This window comes from Shewanella sp. 492, assembly GCF_059338445.1.
The window spans coordinates 2688838-2706212 of sequence record NZ_CM181702.1 but is presented as its reverse complement, the minus strand read 5'-3'; the positions used below and the strand labels follow the sequence as shown (position 1 = coordinate 2706212).

Annotated in this window: 16 protein-coding genes; 9 read left to right on the top strand and 7 right to left on the bottom strand. The window is 44.9% G+C overall.

Annotation, left to right across the window (positions count from 1 at the left end):
• Positions 1 to 113: 113 nt before the first annotated feature.
• Genes AC5YBX_RS11925 through nqrF form a run of 4 tightly spaced genes read left to right on the top strand, consistent with a single transcriptional unit; the run spans position 114 to position 3396 of the window.
• Positions 114 to 884, top strand: a complete 771-nt coding sequence (locus AC5YBX_RS11925; RefSeq protein ID WP_494523739.1) for a Na(+)-translocating NADH-quinone reductase subunit C — start codon at positions 114 to 116, stop codon at positions 882 to 884.
• 1 nt (position 885) lies between these two features.
• Positions 886 to 1509 (top strand): NADH:ubiquinone reductase (Na(+)-transporting) subunit D, encoded by a 624-nt coding sequence (locus AC5YBX_RS11920; protein WP_494523738.1) that lies wholly within the window; start codon positions 886 to 888, stop codon positions 1507 to 1509.
• 9 nt (positions 1510 to 1518) lie between these two features.
• Entirely contained in the window at positions 1519 to 2127 is a 609-nt protein-coding gene (gene nqrE, locus AC5YBX_RS11915; RefSeq protein ID WP_494521308.1) for an NADH:ubiquinone reductase (Na(+)-transporting) subunit E, read from the top strand.
• Positions 2128 to 2178: 51 nt separating this feature from the next.
• On the top strand, positions 2179 to 3396 hold the full coding sequence (nqrF, locus tag AC5YBX_RS11910) for an NADH:ubiquinone reductase (Na(+)-transporting) subunit F (protein WP_494521309.1): 1218 nt from the start codon (positions 2179 to 2181) through the stop codon (positions 3394 to 3396).
• A 215-nt stretch (positions 3397 to 3611) separates the two neighbouring features.
• Here nqrF and AC5YBX_RS11905 read toward each other — a convergent pair whose 3' ends face one another.
• A complete protein-coding gene (locus tag AC5YBX_RS11905) occupies positions 3612 to 3977 on the bottom strand; it encodes a group I truncated hemoglobin (protein ID WP_494521310.1) in 366 nt (121 codons plus the stop codon).
• 261 nt (positions 3978 to 4238) lie between these two features.
• Complete coding sequence (locus tag AC5YBX_RS11900) at positions 4239 to 4589, bottom strand: putative quinol monooxygenase (RefSeq protein WP_494521311.1); 351 nt, start codon at positions 4587 to 4589, stop codon at positions 4239 to 4241.
• Between the two features lie 153 nt (positions 4590 to 4742).
• Here AC5YBX_RS11900 and AC5YBX_RS11895 point away from each other — a divergent pair, with 153 nt between their 5' ends.
• The 3 genes from AC5YBX_RS11895 (at position 4743) to AC5YBX_RS11885 (ending at position 6908) form a co-directional block, all read left to right on the top strand.
• Positions 4743 to 5333, top strand: coding sequence for a Crp/Fnr family transcriptional regulator (locus AC5YBX_RS11895; RefSeq protein WP_494521312.1), 591 nt, complete (start codon positions 4743 to 4745; stop codon positions 5331 to 5333).
• A 261-nt stretch (positions 5334 to 5594) separates the two neighbouring features.
• Positions 5595 to 6098, top strand: coding sequence for a YgjV family protein (locus tag AC5YBX_RS11890; protein WP_494521313.1), 504 nt, complete (start codon positions 5595 to 5597; stop codon positions 6096 to 6098).
• A gap of 69 nt (positions 6099 to 6167) precedes the next feature.
• Positions 6168 to 6908, top strand: a complete 741-nt coding sequence (locus AC5YBX_RS11885; protein ID WP_494521604.1) for a pseudouridine synthase — start codon at positions 6168 to 6170, stop codon at positions 6906 to 6908.
• A gap of 57 nt (positions 6909 to 6965) precedes the next feature.
• On the opposite strand, the gene AC5YBX_RS11880 is transcribed toward AC5YBX_RS11885, so the two are convergent.
• Positions 6966 to 8354, bottom strand: coding sequence for a DUF3300 domain-containing protein (locus AC5YBX_RS11880; RefSeq protein WP_494523737.1), 1389 nt, complete (start codon positions 8352 to 8354; stop codon positions 6966 to 6968).
• A 744-nt stretch (positions 8355 to 9098) separates the two neighbouring features.
• On the opposite strand from AC5YBX_RS11880, the gene AC5YBX_RS11875 reads away from it, so the two are divergent.
• The gene (locus AC5YBX_RS11875) at positions 9099 to 10655 is read left to right on the top strand and encodes a methyl-accepting chemotaxis protein (protein ID WP_494523736.1); all 1557 of its coding nucleotides are present in this window, start codon (positions 9099 to 9101) and stop codon (positions 10653 to 10655) included.
• Between the two features lie 85 nt (positions 10656 to 10740).
• On the opposite strand, the gene AC5YBX_RS11870 is transcribed toward AC5YBX_RS11875, so the two are convergent.
• From AC5YBX_RS11870 to AC5YBX_RS11860, 3 genes are read right to left on the bottom strand one after another with little or no spacing between them, the layout of a single operon-like run.
• A complete protein-coding gene (locus tag AC5YBX_RS11870) occupies positions 10741 to 12117 on the bottom strand; it encodes an ATP-binding protein (RefSeq protein ID WP_494521316.1) in 1377 nt (458 codons plus the stop codon).
• 5 nt (positions 12118 to 12122) lie between these two features.
• Positions 12123 to 12803 (bottom strand): response regulator transcription factor, encoded by a 681-nt coding sequence (locus tag AC5YBX_RS11865; protein ID WP_494523735.1) that lies wholly within the window; start codon positions 12801 to 12803, stop codon positions 12123 to 12125.
• A gap of 22 nt (positions 12804 to 12825) precedes the next feature.
• On the bottom strand, positions 12826 to 13059 hold the full coding sequence (locus AC5YBX_RS11860; protein ID WP_494521318.1) for a PepSY domain-containing protein: 234 nt from the start codon (positions 13057 to 13059) through the stop codon (positions 12826 to 12828).
• A 383-nt stretch (positions 13060 to 13442) separates the two neighbouring features.
• On the opposite strand from AC5YBX_RS11860, the gene AC5YBX_RS11855 reads away from it, so the two are divergent.
• Positions 13443 to 14369 carry a choice-of-anchor H family protein gene (locus AC5YBX_RS11855; RefSeq protein WP_494523734.1) on the top strand — a complete coding sequence of 309 codons (927 nt, stop codon included), beginning with the start codon at positions 13443 to 13445 and terminating at the stop codon, positions 14367 to 14369.
• A gap of 192 nt (positions 14370 to 14561) precedes the next feature.
• Here AC5YBX_RS11855 and AC5YBX_RS11850 read toward each other — a convergent pair whose 3' ends face one another.
• Positions 14562 to 17339, bottom strand: coding sequence for a TonB-dependent receptor domain-containing protein (locus AC5YBX_RS11850; RefSeq protein ID WP_494523733.1), 2778 nt, complete (start codon positions 17337 to 17339; stop codon positions 14562 to 14564).
• Positions 17340 to 17375: the final 36 nt, after the last annotated feature.

Below are 17375 nucleotides of genomic sequence, written 5' to 3'. Positions count from 1 at the left end.
TCACAGCAGATGTTACAAGTGCAGACGGCCAATTTATGGTCATCGATCATCGCATCGTTTTTATTTCGACTGTCCAGCCGCGACTCGCGCGTCGATATGGGAGATAAATCCTAATGGCATTTAAGAAAGACACCGTCGTGGGGACCATGATCTTCACTATCATTCTCTGCCTCTCTTGTTCATTTATGATCACCGGTACCGCCGAGATCCTTAAAGAGCGTAAATTGGCCAAAAAACGTGACGAGTTAAAGCGTTATGTGCTGATGGCGGCCGATGTAGATATCGCTGGTGAGCAAGATTTTCGACAAATTTTTGCTAAGTCTGTCACCCCATTATTGGTTGAACTCGATACAGGTGAGATTGATACCAGCAGCGATGTGCTCGACTTTGATGAGCGGATGGCGGCGATTAACCCCGAGACCTCGAGTAAGCCTAAAAAAGACACCGCTAAGATCAAAAGCCGCGCCGACAAAGCGCGGGTATTTAAAGTGTTGAATGATAATGGTGAGCTGCGCGCCGTGGTACTGCCTATTTACGGTAAAGGGCTGTGGTCGATGATTTATGGCTATGTGGCGGTTAAACCCGATTTCAATACCATCGAAAATGTGGTGTTTTACGAACATGGTGAAACCCCAGGTATTGGTGATTTCCTCAATGATACTGCCTGGACCGATACCTTTAAGGGTAAGCAACTGTTTAATGAACAAGGCAAGGTCTCGTTCAAAGTGGTGAAAGGTGGTGCTAAGCCGGGTGACCTACATGGCGTCGATGCCATTAGTGGCGCCACTATGACCGGGCGCGGCGTGCAGCGTGCTATTGAGTTCTGGTTTGGCAATGAAGGTTTTGAGACCTTCCTAAACAAGCTAAAAGCATCGGAGGTTTAACATGAGTAAGAGCATGACAGCGACTCGGGATCTATTAACCAGTCCTATTTTTGCTAACAACCCCGTTGCGATGCAGGTGCTTGGGGTCTGTTCGGCGCTGGCGGTGAGTAATTCAATGCAAACTGCATTGGTGATGACACTGGCGGTGACCTTCGTTTTGGTGTTTTCTAACCTGATTATCTCCACCATTCGCAACTTTATACCTAACAGTGTGCGGATCATTGCGCAGATGACGGTTATCGCCTCCTTGGTGATTATCGTCGACATGATTTTGCAAGATATCGCCTATGAGCTGTCGCGTCAGTTGTCGGTATTTGTGGGGCTTATCATCACCAACTGCATCATTATGGGCCGTGCTGAAGCCTTTGCGATGAAGATGCCGCCGCATTTAGCCGTGGTCGATGCCCTAGGTAACGCCATAGGTTATGGCGTTATCTTGTTAGGTGTTGCCTTTGTACGAGAGCTACTGGGCAGTGGCACCCTGTTTGGTCATGAAATATTTACCACTATTGAAAACGGTGGCTGGTATCTGGCCAACGAGATGTTCAAGTTACCACCAAGCGCCTTCTTCTTGATTGGCTTGATGATTTGGGCAATCAATGTTGTTCAGCGTAAGCGAGGGTAAGGAACGGATATGGAACACTATATTAATCTTTTTGTTCAAGCGGCCTTTATCGACAATATGGCGCTGTCATTTTTCATGGGCATGTGTACCTTCCTTGCGGTGTCGAAAAAGGTATCGACCTCATTTGGTCTAGGTATCGCGGTGATCGTGGTGATGATGTTAGCCGTGCCGTTAAATCAGCTGATTTATGTCAATGTGTTAGCCCCAGGAGCGCTGGCGTGGGCCGGTTACCCTGAGCTGGATCTGAGCTACTTACAGCTGATCACCTTCATTGGCGTGATCGCTGCTTTAGTGCAGATTTTAGAGATGTTTTTAGACAAGTACATTCCGAGCCTTTATCAAAGTTTAGGGATTTTCTTGCCATTGCTAACGGTCAACTGCGCCATTTTTGCTGGGGTCATTTTTATGGCCAACCGCGACTATACCTTTACTGAATCGGTGGTGTTTGCTGCTGGCTCAGGTTTTGGTTGGGCGGTGGCGATTGTGATGCTGGCGGGTCTGCGTGAGCGGATGAAGTTTCATGCCATACCCGCGGGGCTTCAGGGCGTGGGTATCACCTTTATTACCACTGGGCTGATGGCGTTAGGCTTTATGTCGTTCTCGGGGATTTCGTTTTAAGTGGTGGCTTGTCCCATTTAAATCAGATGCATTATACAAAAGGGTTTTGAGATGGAAATGGCAATAGGCATAGGCATGTTCACCATAGTGGTGTGTGTGCTGGTTATGGTGATACTGCTCGCCAAAAGCAAATTGGTCATCAATGGCGATGTAAAAATCAATATTAACGATGACGAGGAAAAAAGCATTGTGACCGCCGCTGGCGATAAACTGCTGGGGGCGCTTGCGAGTAAAAATATCTTTATCCCATCGGCCTGTGGCGGTGGTGGCACTTGTGGTCAATGCCGAGTTACCGTTAAATCGGGTGGCGGGGATATCTTACCGACCGAGCGCGATCATATTAATAAGAAAGAGGCCAAAGCCGGGTGTCGTCTTGCTTGCCAAGTGGCGGTTAAAACCGACATGGAGCTAGAGATCGAAGAGGAGATCTTCGGGGTGAAGAAGTGGCAATGTGAGGTGATCTCCAATAACAATCAGGCCACCTTTATTAAAGAGTTACTGCTTAAACTACCTGAAGGCGAGGACGTTAAGTTTAAGGCGGGTGGTTATATTCAGATTGAAGCACCCGCGCATCAAGTTAAATACAGTGATTTTGATATTCCAGCGCAGTACCGTGATGACTGGGAGAAATATGGTTTATTTGACCTAGTCTCGACCGTAGATGAAGAGGTATTGCGCGCCTATTCGATGGCCAACTATCCTGATGAGAAAGGCCTTATCATGCTTAACGTGCGTATCGCGACGCCGCCAGCCCCCGGTTTACCACCAGGCAAAATGTCATCGTACATTTTTAACCTCAAAGCGGGTGATAAGGTGACTATTTCGGGCCCCTTTGGTGAGTTCTTCGTCAAAGATACCGACGCTGAGATGGTGTTTATTGGCGGTGGTGCAGGGATGGCGCCGATGCGGTCACACATTTTTAACCAGCTTAAAGGTGAAAAGACCAAACGTAAGATGACCTTCTGGTACGGCGCGCGTTCGCGGCGTGAAATCTTCTACAAAGAAGATTTTGATACCCTAGCAGCGGAAAATGACAATTTTGAATGGCATGTGGCACTGTCCGATCCGCTCCCTGAAGATAATTGGGACGGCTACACCGGCTTTATTCACAACGTACTTTACGAGAATTACCTTAAACACCATAAGGCGCCTGAAGATTGTGAGTTCTACATGTGTGGCCCGCCAATCATGAACTCGTCAGTGATCAACATGCTTGAAAACTTAGGGGTTGAGCAAGAAAACATCTTACTCGATGACTTTGGTGATTAGAGGTGATTAGACTCGTTTGACCCATTGATATAAAAAACGCCCAATAGGGCGTTTTTTAGTTTTAGCCTTAAATCCACTTGTGCGACGATGCTGTGCATCGGTTAGGTTTGATGTCGGCGTTGATTAAATTGCTGATTTTTTTCATGTAAGTTTAATTTGATGACTGGTTTCAGATATGGAGTAATCCGTCGTTCCTGTTGGTATCGCTCAGCGCATTATTGACCTAAGATCTCATTTCGCAGCGAATATGCAGCCATTAACAGTTCCTGCTGCTCTTGCTGGCCGACATTGTGTTTGGCCAGTACTACCAAGATATCATCGATCACCGCCATATATTCTCGCTCATTGATATTCATGCCTCTGTGAGTATCAACCATGCTTTTACCCGTGTATTCCTGCGGTCCGCCCGTAGCCATACACAGAAATTCGGTGACTTTCTTGATAACGTTATCACGATCAGAGTCTTGGTAACGACTCGCTATAATTGGATTTACAGCGTGAGTATCAAAGATGTCGGCTGCCACTTTGGCTATATTTGACTCGCCACCTAGGCGGGTATAAAGACTGGTTTCACTCATCATATTGCCTCTTATTTGACTCAAAGAAACGGTAGAGATTAAGGATCTTCAATCGTAAATCGTAGTCTTTAAGTGTAGTGCCTGAGGCGAATGTCATGGCGCTAATGAGCTGTCATTGTGATTAGTTTGGGCTGGTAGTTGTAAGGAGATACTTCATTACTCTCGATTATCGTTTTTAGCCTATGATTTGGGCTAAAAAGATCATTTTAGCCCAAATCAAAAACGCAGCCACTGGCTGCATTTTAGTGTGTAATTGGATTGCTATTACACAAATACTGGCGCATCGTAATCGTAACCTTCGTCGCTGTATGCGGTCACGATGGCATCGTCAACTAAACCGTCTGCGGCGGCCACTTGGGTATCAAAAAAGTGCTGTATCTGTTTGCGGCGTCCGTGGGCGGCCCAACTAGCGGCATCCATCCAAATTTCATTAAACATAATTGGATAATCGGTGCGAGTGGCACTAGGGTGGTCGATTTGACGGGTCAAGATGTACTGAATACAGCCTTGTTCACGCAGCGCATCGGGCTCTAACGCTTTCAGCACGTCAAACAGTTGTGCCTCTTTACCTATCTTTGGGCGAAATTGAGCAATAACAAAAATACGTGATGACATAAGAGTGGCCTTTTCCTTGGTAAAAGCTAGAGTGTAAATCAAGAGTGTAAACCAAGATTGGTCAGTGCTCTAGGATTGATATATTGGCCATAAACATAAGCAGTGATAGAGTTTACGCTTTAACACTGCGACTCCCTCGAGGACTAAGGAATAATGTCAGAGTGTCAATTAGCGGATTTTACGCTCTATTTAAAACAGCTAGGGCTAGACGACAGTTTAATGACGACTGCTACTGGGCAGGCGACATTGCTACAACTGGGTGCTGACGAGGTACTGTTACATCAAGGAAGTCGGCAAAAATTTGCCTATTTTATTAGCGCGGGGCTACTCAAAGCCTGCCATTACAATGACAATGGCGCGCCCTTGGTCAAAGAGTTTTATTTTGAGCAGGAGTTGTGTTTCTTATATAGCAGTTGGTTAACAGGTGAGGTTGCGCAGTATCAGATTGAGGTGATGCAAGAAGCCCATGTTGTCAGGCTGCCATTAGTGCTGCTTGATGATCGCAGTTGGCATAAGGTCAAAATCAACTTATTGAGTCAACAACTGATCTATAAAGAGCAGAAAGAAGCCTTTTTATTACTGCATACACCTGAGCAGCGCTATCTCCACCTGCTTAAACATAGGCCTATGTGGGTTGATAGACTCAATAATCAGCAACTGGCTTATTATATCGGTATTAGCCCTGTGAGTTTGTCTCGACTAAAAGCTCGGCTTGCTAATGACCTCTATGTCGCCGCTCGCTAACTCGCATGTCTGGCGCCGTTATGGTGTTTGTCCTGTAACAGGAAGTGGCTGGCGATTGGCCATCAGGGGCGGCGATGCTCCGTAAAATCACATTCCATTCAATCAATTCCATCTCAATCAGCTATTTACCGTTAAAAATGGCAATAACCTAGCGCAATTAACTTAAGTTAATGCTGAGGATGGGTGTGAGCATCATACTGTTGCCACTTCTCTTATCATTGTCTCAACTGAAATCAGAACAATGTTTTCAACAGGTGGTTTATGTCAGTATTTATGGTGTCGCAATGGCTTATTGGTATTGCAATTATCTTTGATCTTGCCTCATTTCAATTTAAACCAAAGCACCATATTGTTGCGTGTCTAGCGGTGTCGGGTGTACTCATTAGCAGCCACTTTGCTCTACTGCAACAGTGGACTGCAGCAGGCTTAATGCTAGTGGCAGCGATACGCTATGTTGTCACTATCTTTAGCCACTCAAAGTTATTGATGTCGCTATTTTTGGCCATTAGCAGCCTTATTACCTTAGTCACCTTTGCTGGCCCACTTAGCCTGATTAGTTTTGCTGGCAGTGCCACGCAAACTGTCGCGGCATTTAGCCAAAGCGATCAACGTTTACGGCAACTAATGATAATCGGTACTAGCCTCTGGTTGCTTAACAATATTCTAGTCGGTTCACCCACGGCAGTATTGATGGAGGTACTGTTTATTGGTAGCAACTTGGTTGGCTATTATCGCTTTTATGGCACGCGGATAGCACTAGATTAATGCTTGGATATCTGATCAACAATACTCATAATGCAAAGCTTAATGACCCAAGGCAGAGTGGCAGGATTAATGCGATTAGACAAATTTGTGTGCAAGAGTACAAGGCTTGATCGCCAACAAGCAGTATTGGCTATCGTTGCAGGTGATGTCACGGTCAATGGCAATACGATTGTTGATGCCAACATACAGGTGCATGAGAGTAATTGTATTGAGCTGGAGGGCATGCGACTCGTATTGAGACCTTTTCGCTATCTGCTGCTCAATAAGCCGATGGACACACTTTGTTCTAATGTTGATGGCGATTATCCCTCCATTTTTAATTTAATCGATGTCCCCAATCCTCATGAGCTGCATATTGCTGGCAGGCTCGATGCCGACACCACAGGATTGGTGCTGATCACCGATGATGGCCGCTGGTCGTTTAATGTTTTTAATCCTAAGTATCAGTGCCAAAAAGTGTATCGGGTCACCTTAAGGGATAGTATTGAAGGTGAACGTAGTGGCGAACTTGATAGACAGTTAATGATTCGGTTTAAGCAGGGGTTAGCGTTACCCGGTGAGACTAAGCCCACCTTGCCCGCCAAACTCCAGTATGTCAGTGCGCGTGAGGTGCTGCTGACGATTAGCGAAGGGCGTTATCATCAGGTCAAACGTATGTTTGCCGCTGTGGGCAATCGCGTCAACGGCCTTCACCGAGAGCGTGTGGGTGAGATCCAATGTGATGTTGCTTGCGGTGAGTGGCGATATTTAAGTGATACCGAGGTTGAGGGATTTGGTTTTTCGCCATTAAGCGAGTTAGATAAACAGTAGGCTCAAGTGGCTGACTTGAGCCTATCTAGCCTCATAAAATCACGGCTTGTTCATTGGCTAATGCTCTCGCTGCTTAGTTCTGTCTTGGGAACTGTGCTGCGAGCGTTCGCGACTAGCTCGATGATTGACTTGAGCGCGATGCTGAGTGTTTGGTTGAACGCTTCTCTCACGTTGAGTACTGTAATCTCGTTGAGGACTTCTATTCCGTTGCAGGCTCTTCTCTCTTTGATGTGTCCTATCTTTGCCTAAAGCGGGCTGAGTTTTTGATGACTCGACTTTATGGGCCGAGTTTGTCGTCTGCTTAATGCGTTTCTCTTGATGGATTGCTGTGTCGTTTATCTTTCGTTGGCCACGATTATCCCGTTTATAGCTACTATTAAACTCAGATTTTTGGCTTGCTTTAATATTCCGATCTGCTCTCGTATTACTGATTGCCAGTTTATGACCAAAATCCTGTTCACGGCGCTGCTTTACTTGAGCTGTGCTGTAGTGTTTTGGTTTTGCACTGTTACCATGGCGCTCGACACTTCTTCGTTGCTTTGTGTGCAGTGTGCTGGGTCTATGGCTGTTATAGCGCTGTTTCACACTGGTCGAACGATAAGCTACACCTCGGCGATGGGCAGGTTTATGGTTCCAGCGCTGCGCGCCACTGCTGGTCACAATGCGACTGTGTGAGCGATAACGATTAGCGTGATGATGGTGAGTAACCACAATATGGCGCTTATGCCAGTGGAACGCGCTAAAGTAATAATTAAAGCTAATGTGAATACCACTATGCCAATAAAAGCGGCTCGAGTAGTGGCTAGGATAGTGCACTGGGTATCGTGATGGGTAGACCCAATACACTGGCGGGTAGTTATACCAGCGCCAATGGCCGTACACCACGCGAGTGTCATACACTGGCACGTAAACAATCTCTTGCTGCACAGGCTCAATGATGATCTGCTGATTAATTTTAGTCACCTTCATATTGTCCATATCATCGAAGGTGTTGGCGTTATCGGCTTGCTGACGCAACGTTTGAATACTGGCGAGTACGCGCGCTTCATCTTGCAAGAAGGCATCGCCCAGTGTTTGTGTCCAATCTAAGTCGTCACTGAGCTTTTCAAGTACGCTAGGGAAGGCGAGTAGCGCTAAGATGCTAGGATCCCAACCCTTATCTTCGGCGCGTTTGACCGCTGCTTTAGCGTCGAGTGCTTGATGTTTATTGCGCCATCGGTTGGCTTGTACCACCTCTAAAGGGTAGGTCGAGGCGATTAATATGTGCGTTAGTAAACTATCGGGGTAGAGCGCGATTGGGGCTAATATTTGCGCTAGCTGGGCCTCACTAAATTGTATCTCTTCGATACGTTCTGCTGGTTCATCTAGTGCTAATACGCTAGGTGCCAGTAGTAGTTGTGATAGGGCGATAAGCAAGACTAAAGCGCCATGTTTTATGCTGTTCATATCGTCTCCAACTCTTCACTGTCTTTTGATTGACTTCGATAGTAGACGAGTGAAGATGAACATAAGCTGAAAGTCTTTTGCGGTGGATATGACAGTGTAGTGATGAGTAGTAAAGGGGATACGTTTTTTTAAGTCATCATGTTAGCCGTATTAATAGCCAATAATTTGCTTATGGGCATTTTTTATCTTTAATAAAGCCATTGCTACTGACAGCAGTATTTAAGTCCACATACGCCAATTATTGGCCTATTAAAGGTTATCACTTCATTTATGCAGGTTTTGTGTCGTTTTATTGCTGTATCCATGAAAAATGCTCTGTACATCTTGCGTATCACCTGTTGTTTAGTTGTTACTTGAGTGGTGCTGTTGCTTGAAAAGTAGAGTGTGATGTTATTGCGATATAGATAACAACTCGCACGAACAGTGTGATCTGAATGTCATGGCAAAATTAATTAATTTATTTATCCGTTAGCTGACGTTACAGATGGATTTGTTTGTTGCTAAAAAGTGTTTTTTTGATGGCTTATTGAGCTCGCCCTGGTTGTTAAAAGCACTGCCTGCTCTTAAATTGAGCAGTTCGTTTGTTTTTATTCTTTGTTGTGCTTAGCTATCATCTTTTATTGCTTTTGGTTATATAGTGAAGCTGGTTGTTATCATATATCATGCCGCGCTATAACAATCAGGTCTAATATATCTTATTGCGTTATATACATTCTCAAATAAATGGAATAGTTGAGCTAGCCAATGAAAAATAATCGATGCACCACCAATAATGAACGTAAATTTAGCGCTAATAATAAATTAATCAGCGTTACTGATTTACAAGGAAATATTCAGGATTGCAATGACGATTTTGTTGAAATTAGTGGTTATGCTAGGGACGAGCTCATTGGGCAGCCACACAGTATAGTGCGTCATCCAGACATGCCCGCAGAGGCATTTAGGGTGATGTGGGCGCATTTAAAGCAAGGTAAGCCTTGGATGGGCTTAGTGAAAAATCGCTGTAAAAACGGCGATTTTTATTGGGTAGATGCTTATGTGACGCCAATAACCGATAAAGGCCAGGTGGTAGGGTATGAATCGGTAAGGTCTTGTCCCAAAAGAGACGATATTACCAGAGCCGAAAAGTTATATGCTCAAGTTAATCAAGGTAAAACCCCGTCGAAACTCACCTCTCTCTCGCCAGAAAATATCTTCTTAATCCTCACTGTTATTGCTACTTTTATTCTATTTTTATCTGCTGGTTGGTCATCCATTCAAATCCCTTTACTGGCTATCGCATTTATTTATGCCGCTTGGGTAACATACAGCAAAAATGCCACGATTAATCACTTGAACGCTATGCTAAAAAATAGTTTTTCGCATCCGTTAGCAGCACAAACCTACTCAGATTCAAGTGGTGATGTGGGATTATTGCAGGTTGCTATTTTGAGCCAAATTGCTCATTTAGGCACTGTCATTGCTCGCATTGAAACGGCAGCCTTAAGAGTGGCTAGAGAATCCGACAGGGGATATCAACAAACGGTTAAAACCGCGCAAGAGATAGAGAAACAACAGGCTGAAACGTTCCAAGTGGCTACCGCGATGAATCAAATGGCCACCACCATCACCGAGGTCTCTCGCCACGTTTCCGATACGGCAAGCCATGCAGGGATCGCCAATGACTTGGCCGTGAATGGGAATAAGGTTGCTGAAATAACCCATCAATCTATTCAAAAGCTTAATGAAACGGTATCAGATATCAGCATCTCTGTGAGTCAGTTGTCCGATCAAACCGCGTTAATTGCCAAAGCGGCACAACATATCGAACAGATAGCCGATCAGACCAATTTGTTGGCCCTTAATGCCGCTATTGAGGCGGCGCGGGCCGGCGAGCAAGGGCGAGGCTTTGCGGTTGTGGCTGATGAAGTTAGAAACTTAGCCAAGCGCACGCAAGAGTCGACGCGTGATATTTACGGTATTGTGTATGAGTTAACGGCCAGCGCAGAAGTCGCAGTGAATACCGCTAAGCTTGGTACTGATGCGGCAGAAGAAGGGTTAGAGCGAGTACAAGAAAGCACTAGCATGCTTAACGGTATTTTCGATGCCGTGGGTGAGATAACCAATATGTCGACGCAAATGGCGGCAGCGGTAGAAGAGCAGGCCCATGTTGCTGAAGATATTAATCGTCAAGTGGTGAGCATCTCAGAATTAGCTTCGGCATGTGCGGATAGTTCTAGTGAAACCACTGAATCGATGACTTTGGTTAAATCGATATCTGATGAATTACATGAATTAGTGGTGCGGTTTAAGCCTCATTAATGGCCCTGTTAAAGCTGAAGTGAAGTCGAGCTCCACGCCGCTATGACTGGAGTTGAGTCATAGCGGCGTGGTGATGCTATCCATATTATCCAGGTTGATTGAAACTCACCTCGAAGCAGGCGCCACCAAGGTGTGATGAGGTGGTAATGGTTAAATGTCCCTGATAGCTATCGATTAAGTCGCGCACAATCGCTAGGCCAATGCCATGGCCTTGCTCGTAGGTATCGACCCGCTTGCCTCGCTCAAATATGGCATGATGTTGCTGCTCACTAATCCCCTTGCCGTCATCTTCAATAATAAAGCGCAGTGTCGCCTCTTGTTGTACAACCGATAGCCTCACCCGCGAGGCGGCAGCTTTGCAGGCGTTATCGAGCAAATTCCCCAGTAACTCAGTTAAGTCACTCTGATCGCCATAAAAGACGCATTGTTCAGTGGGGGGCTGAGCATAATCGAGCTCAATGCCAGGGTGGATTTTGGTTAAGGTGCGCATCAGTTTATCTGATACTAGGCTGACCTTGATGCCCAAGTGCCACGCGGTGCCTGCAGCACTTTGAGCACGTTTTAGCTGGTGGCCTATGGTGCGGTTGATCTGATCCACTTGCTCGATAGAGGTTGGGCTGAGATCTTTTTGGCTCTGGATGACTGCCAAGGGCGTTTTGAGGCTGTGGGCTAAATCCGATAGCGCATTACGATAGCGACTGCGCTGACGTTGTTCGGTACTCAGCAGCGTATTGAGTTGTTTGGCTACGGCTTGTAACTCTGTTGGATATTGCCCAGTTAATTGGTGTGACTCTCCTCGCTGCACCGATTTTAACTCTAATTTAAAGCGGGCAAGGGGTTTTAATGTCCAACGTAACCAGGCGATTTGAATGGTGAGCAGCACTAACATCAGTAGCAGTAACCAACTCCAAAGGTGCTGGCTGAACGCCTGTTGTTGCTCCGAAACGGTGGCGAAATCTTTAATGATATGCACGGTAATTGGCGCATCGGATGGATTGTGAGCTGTGGCAGCAAAACGTACGCTGAAACTGTAGATAAGGTGGGCTTTGCCATCGATGTCGATGTCACTAAAGTCACCACGGCCGACGTCTGGATTAGGTAACTGCTGTGGCTCACTGAGACCTAAAAACGAGTTAGATGCCCATATAACTTTGCTGTTAGGGGGCTTATTTACTTGCTCCGAAATTAATGCATATAGTCCCGAGTTGATGACATTAAATTGATTTTCCAATAAGCGCTCAGGCATCAGCAGTTCGCCATCTTCCATGTCAGTCACCGCAAGCACTGAATATAAATAGGCACTGAGTTGGTCCTGAGTATTAATCATTACCTGTTGTTTAAAGGCATTGTTAAGCGCAAGACCTATGATGGGCAATAGCACCACGATAAGCAGCAGGGCACTTAGCATTAAGCGGGTGCTAAGTGAGTTGAATAGCTTAGTAGGTTGGTTAACTATCTTCATGGTTTTTAGTCGTTAGCCAGTTGTCGCATACGATACCCTTGGCCTCTCAAGGTTTCGATTAAGCCATGTTCATTATCAGGATCGAGTTTTTTACGTAAACGGCGAATAAACACCTCGATGACATTGGAATCTAAATCGAAATCTTGATCGTAAATATGCTCGATAAGTACGCTTTTGGATTTCACTTCACCAATATGCAGCATGAAATACTCAAATAGCTTGTATTCTGAACCGCTTAACTTGATCTGCTGCTCACCGACTTTGATTTCATGGCTGCTGGTATTGAGGCTAAATATGCCGTTTTGAATGAGTGGGCTCGATTTTCCCGCCGAGCGACGAATAAGTGCTTTGAGGCGGGCGATTAACTCTTCAGGGTGAAAAGGTTTAGTGAGATAGTCATCGGCGCCAGCATCTAACCCTTCGACTTTATCTTGCCAACTGTCTCGTGCGGTGAGGATTAAAATGGGGAACTCAATAGCTTGAGCACGCAGCTGGTTAATGAGTGCGATACCATCTAACTTAGGCAGGCCCACATCAATAATGGCTGCGTCATAGCTATATTCTACCCCTTGAAATAATCCCTCTTCACCATCACTGGCCACATCTAAGGTGTAATTGGCATCAAGCAGATGCTGCTTTAAGTTATCTTGTAGCGCTAAATCATCTTCAACCAGTAATAATCGCATCTGTTTTTCCTTAACTATCAGGTTACCGTCTACTCATTTGTCCGCTTACGGCGTCAATTGATACATAAAAAACGACACCATCGGCGCTGAGCAGTTTAGCGCGATATCCTGGGTTGCCATTGATCTTGGCTGATTGAACACTGAGCACTTTACCTCCGTATTGGCTTTTAACCATTTGGGTGGCCTGTTGGCGGTTTTTGACTCTGAGATTGGGTTGGTTTTTTTGTGCAGCGATTAACATGCTACTACTTGCCATCGTCGATAACCCATAGCTTGCTGCATTCCCATGAGAGGGAAGTAAAAAGCAAAGTGATGCTATCAATATCAGCGCAATTCTCATCAAAAGTACCTGTATTCCTATTGTCTGCTCAGTGTAAAAGATCCTATAAAAATAAGAAACATATCAACCTACTTAGGCCCTATTTTAGTCCTGTTATTTCGCTTGTTGTGCCACACCTTGTTGCACTCATAAACTGATGGCTAACTCCTATTATCCCCAAGTGAAAATGAATATTAGCTGAATGGTTTTTTTACATCATCACACTGAATTAACGATATTTTATCGTTCAGCTCATGTTCATTTTGGGCGGGCTTTAATAGATGCAACGACAAGATAACAGTTCTAAATGGAGATTGATTATGCCAACAATCACTCAGCTTACTCAAAACGTTGCAACGGCGTTAACATCGACAATCTCGCTGCTTAATTCAAGAGTCTTACCGAGTGTGTTACTGCTTGGTTTGAGTTCGAGCATAGCGGTTGCGGCCGGCAATACTGCTGGTGAAAATAGCGCTGCTGACAATACAGATACGTTGAGCTCAGTATCGAAAAGTATTGCGCAAGGCTCCAGTGGCGAACCGCAGCCGTTTAGCCGCGCTTTGCAGCCAATGAACGCGGCTCAGTTGTTAGCCGCTGAGCAACTTAAGCAAATTGAGAGCACGAGTAAGCAACGCAAGACTCGTGAACAAGTGATCGCGGAGCGTCAGTCTAGCGGGAATAAAACCGAGAAGTTACGCTCAGCATCTCAGCGTTTGAATGCGGGCATTTACCATGAGTTCTCTATCTATGAGGCGAGTAGTCGTTTGTTTGAAGATATTGACTACGATGGATTTTTCCGCACTTTTAGCGTGACCTTTGATGCCGATGTTCATAGTTTCTATATGGGCGAGCGTGCCGATGTTTTTGCTGATCTTTATTTAAGTCGAAACGGCGGCCCCTGGGAGCTTTATCATACCACTGATGTTTTCACTATTGTTGACGATGTGAGTGATGACGATTTTGAGGTATTAACGACCTTGCATGCAGGTTATCCAACCGACCATTACGATGTGTTGATCGATCTTTATGAGGTTGGTTTCAGTGATATTGTTGCCACTATTAGCAGCGATGATCTCGACGAACTTTATGCTTTACCCTTAGAAAGTGCCGATCGTGATAATGATGAATACATAGTGTCAGAGGTGATTATAGAAGGCGGCGCAATATCTGTGTTCGGGCTGTTAGGCTTAGTTGGGTTGGCAGTTATCAGGCGTAGACACCGACTTAAAGGGTCTATTTCTGTGTAATGGCACTAATATATCAATGTTAGTCTTACTTATCAGATGATTTATACCCATCTATGAGGTGGCAATTGATAGCGACTTAGGCAAGACTTACTTTTGCTGCCACTGAGCTTATAGTGGGAAATTTAAATAATAAAGCGATAGTAGGTCATCCCTACTATCGCTTAGTTGGCTAATTATCTTTATATTAGCTGATTAGAAACGGTAGCTAACTTCCGCACGATATGTTGCACCAATAGCTGCGCCTGGGTAGGCAAAGCTATTGTAATACGGCCATGAATCATGAGAAGTATCAGTTTGTGGGCGCTCATTAAAGATGTTCTCACCGCTAACTAACACACTTAAGTCATCCGTGAAGTTGTAACCCACAGTCATGTTCACTGTGAAGTAAGGGTCTAAACGGTCGACTTTAAGTACTTCTCCAGTGTCAGGATCGTAGTTTTCAGCAGGTTGTTCCCACACAGGGATTTGACCAATTCTGTCAACACGAGTAGCAACAATCCAATCTTGATATTGCCAGCTAACCACTACGTTTGTCTTAGAACGTGGCTCTGAATTATCTTTGTCATCACGAATATCTTCTACTGGAGAATCATCGTTGACTTGATATTCTGTTTTAAGAATATGAGTCCAGCCAAATTGGAAGCCAAAATCACCGTATGAGGTATCAATGGTGTAATTTACTTTAGCATCTAAACCGCTCTGACCGTAGAGTGATTTATTTTCTGGCGTTACACTGATTGATTCCAGTTGACCTTCACCCGGTGTACCTGCCGCGCCGCGATTAATTTTAGCGCTATTGCTTGTACATTCGCTGCTGCTTGGATCTTTACCGTTTAAGCCATATTGACAGTCATATTCTAGGTTTAGAATATCTTGGGCACTCTCATCGGCAATAATATCTTCTAAAGAGATATCATAGTAATCAAGAGTAAAGCTGAAGTTATCAAAAGGTTCAACAATAACTCCTACACCCCAGTTAGTACCTTTCTCTTCTTCAAGAGTCTGGCTACCTGAACGACTTCCCTGGTAGTTAGTGGCTTCACACGAGCTTGGATTTGGGATGAAGTTTGGATCATCACCAAAATCATTCACGCGGCAATCAACATAGTCATATGCACTAGAGTAGAAGCCTGATGGGCCTGCAAATACATAATGCATATCTGGTGCTCTAAAGCTTTGTCCCCAGTTAGCCCTAAACTTCAACTCATCCATCACTTGATAAGTTAAGTTAACGCTTGGAGATACTCGTCCGCCAACATCGGTAGTACTGTCATCATATTCATCGTAACGCGCTGCAACACCAAGATCTAGGTTGTCAATCACTGGGATCAGAAGTTCGAGACCTGCTGCATAACGACTACGATCGCCACCGCCTTCAGTGCCCGTTAGACCTTGCCAACCATTACCATCTTGATTCAGAGTACGTTCATCTTGATTAAGCTCGTAACCTTGCTTGTTGTACTCGATAACCGCAGCAAAACCAACTGGACCTGCAGGTAGCTCAAAGAGATCACCGTTGATGTCGGCTGACATGGTACGAGAGTACGAATCGGCGACAATCACTTGGGTGCCAAGTACTTGATCTCTAATCTCAGGAGTAATGACATCATATAATCCCACAGAGCCTTGACCATTATAAAGACCATACGGGTTATCGACTTGGCCTAAAAAGAGCTCAGTAACTTTCTCTTCTTTCATCCAATCTCTATTACTTTCATAGTCATAACGACTTTCAGAGTAATAAACTTGCCAGTTATATTCATTGCCGATATCCCCTTTTAAACCAAGGGTGACATTGTAGCTTTGCTCATCGAATGTAGTGGTGCGCTGGCCCATTTCGTTAAAGTTAAATAGACGTTGAGCAAGCACATAGTCTTTTGAACCACCGGCAAAGTTACCAGAGCCATCAGGTGTGTCCATCAATAAGTATTCGCTGTAGAAATGGCGTGAACCATAAACAGCTGAGTCGACTGTTGAATACATAGTGTCTGCAAATAATTGCAGGTGGTCATTGATATCGTAAGTACCGAATAGGTAACCGGTTAAAGTTTCGCGCTCGTTACGGATGGTATTATCACCTGTAGTATCGACACCACAGTAATTACCAAATCCTTCACGTTCAGCATAGGTATATCCAGAGCCCGAGTCTTCACATTTTTGGGCACCCGGATCTCTATACTGTGCCGTAAAGGCATCCATAAATAAAATACCACGCGATAATGGGCCTGCGCCTGCTGGATTATCATCAACAGAGTCCATAAAGTCTCTATCACGAGAGTAGATAGGCTCTTGCTCATAATACTCTAATGTTCCGCCTATTGAATAATTAGAGCCTGTGGTTCCTGAGGTAATACTTAAGCGCTTTTGATCACCACCACCGTCTTGGGTTAAGCCATACATGGCATTAACAGTTGTGGAATCAATGTCTTTCTTTAGAATGATGTTAACAACACCAGCAACAGCATCTGAACCGTAAATAGCGGAAGCGCCTTGAGTCAAAATTTCAATTCGGTCAACCGCTGAAAATGGCACGCCGCTTAAGTTAACGAAGTTACTTTGTCCGTTATAAGGTGTTGGGTTTTCGGCAATACGTCTGCCGTTGAGTAGTACAAGAGTATAACCGGGTCCAAAACCACGTAGGTTAATGACATCAGCGTTTGGTGTGAAACCGCCTTGAGCACCAAATTCATTACCTTGTACTGTACCTGTATTTTGCGAGATACTTTGAATCGCATCAAAGGCAGTAGTAAAACCTTCGTTTTTCATATCTTCAGCGGTTAATACTACAACAGGCTGCGCAGTTTCTAAGTCGGTTCGATTAATACGACTACCAGTAACTTCTAGTCGTTCTATTTTTTGTTCAACTACAGCTTCATCAGCCTCTGCCGCGAACACACTGGTCCCAGCAGTCAATGATGTAGCCAGCAATCCTAATTGAATTGCCCGGTATAACTTTGTTGTACTGTGCATGTCTACTTCTCCGAACCACTTCGCGATCCCCGTATT

Excerpts from the sequence above, each read along its gene's own strand:
- AC5YBX_RS11855 (WP_494523734.1), top strand. The coding sequence starts at position 13,443 with ATGCCAACAATCACTCAGCTTACTCAAAACGTTGCAACGGCGTTAACA.
- AC5YBX_RS11920 (WP_494523738.1), top strand. The coding sequence starts at position 886 with ATGAGTAAGAGCATGACAGCGACTCGGGATCTATTAACCAGTCCTATT.
- AC5YBX_RS11865 (WP_494523735.1), bottom strand. The coding sequence starts at position 12,803 with ATGCGATTATTACTGGTTGAAGATGATTTAGCGCTACAAGATAACTTA.
- AC5YBX_RS11925 (WP_494523739.1), top strand. The coding sequence starts at position 114 with ATGGCATTTAAGAAAGACACCGTCGTGGGGACCATGATCTTCACTATC.
- AC5YBX_RS11890 (WP_494521313.1), top strand. The coding sequence starts at position 5,595 with ATGTCAGTATTTATGGTGTCGCAATGGCTTATTGGTATTGCAATTATC.
- nqrF (WP_494521309.1), top strand. The coding sequence starts at position 2,179 with ATGGAAATGGCAATAGGCATAGGCATGTTCACCATAGTGGTGTGTGTG.
- AC5YBX_RS11905 (WP_494521310.1), bottom strand. The coding sequence starts at position 3,977 with ATGATGAGTGAAACCAGTCTTTATACCCGCCTAGGTGGCGAGTCAAAT.
- AC5YBX_RS11900 (WP_494521311.1), bottom strand. The coding sequence starts at position 4,589 with ATGTCATCACGTATTTTTGTTATTGCTCAATTTCGCCCAAAGATAGGT.
- AC5YBX_RS11895 (WP_494521312.1), top strand. The coding sequence starts at position 4,743 with ATGTCAGAGTGTCAATTAGCGGATTTTACGCTCTATTTAAAACAGCTA.
- AC5YBX_RS11870 (WP_494521316.1), bottom strand. The coding sequence starts at position 12,117 with ATGAAGATAGTTAACCAACCTACTAAGCTATTCAACTCACTTAGCACC.
- AC5YBX_RS11860 (WP_494521318.1), bottom strand. The coding sequence starts at position 13,059 with ATGGCAAGTAGTAGCATGTTAATCGCTGCACAAAAAAACCAACCCAAT.
- nqrE (WP_494521308.1), top strand. The coding sequence starts at position 1,519 with ATGGAACACTATATTAATCTTTTTGTTCAAGCGGCCTTTATCGACAAT.
- AC5YBX_RS11850 (WP_494523733.1), bottom strand. The coding sequence starts at position 17,339 with ATGCACAGTACAACAAAGTTATACCGGGCAATTCAATTAGGATTGCTG.
- AC5YBX_RS11885 (WP_494521604.1), top strand. The coding sequence starts at position 6,168 with ATGCGATTAGACAAATTTGTGTGCAAGAGTACAAGGCTTGATCGCCAA.
- AC5YBX_RS11875 (WP_494523736.1), top strand. The coding sequence starts at position 9,099 with ATGAAAAATAATCGATGCACCACCAATAATGAACGTAAATTTAGCGCT.
- AC5YBX_RS11880 (WP_494523737.1), bottom strand. The coding sequence starts at position 8,354 with ATGAACAGCATAAAACATGGCGCTTTAGTCTTGCTTATCGCCCTATCA.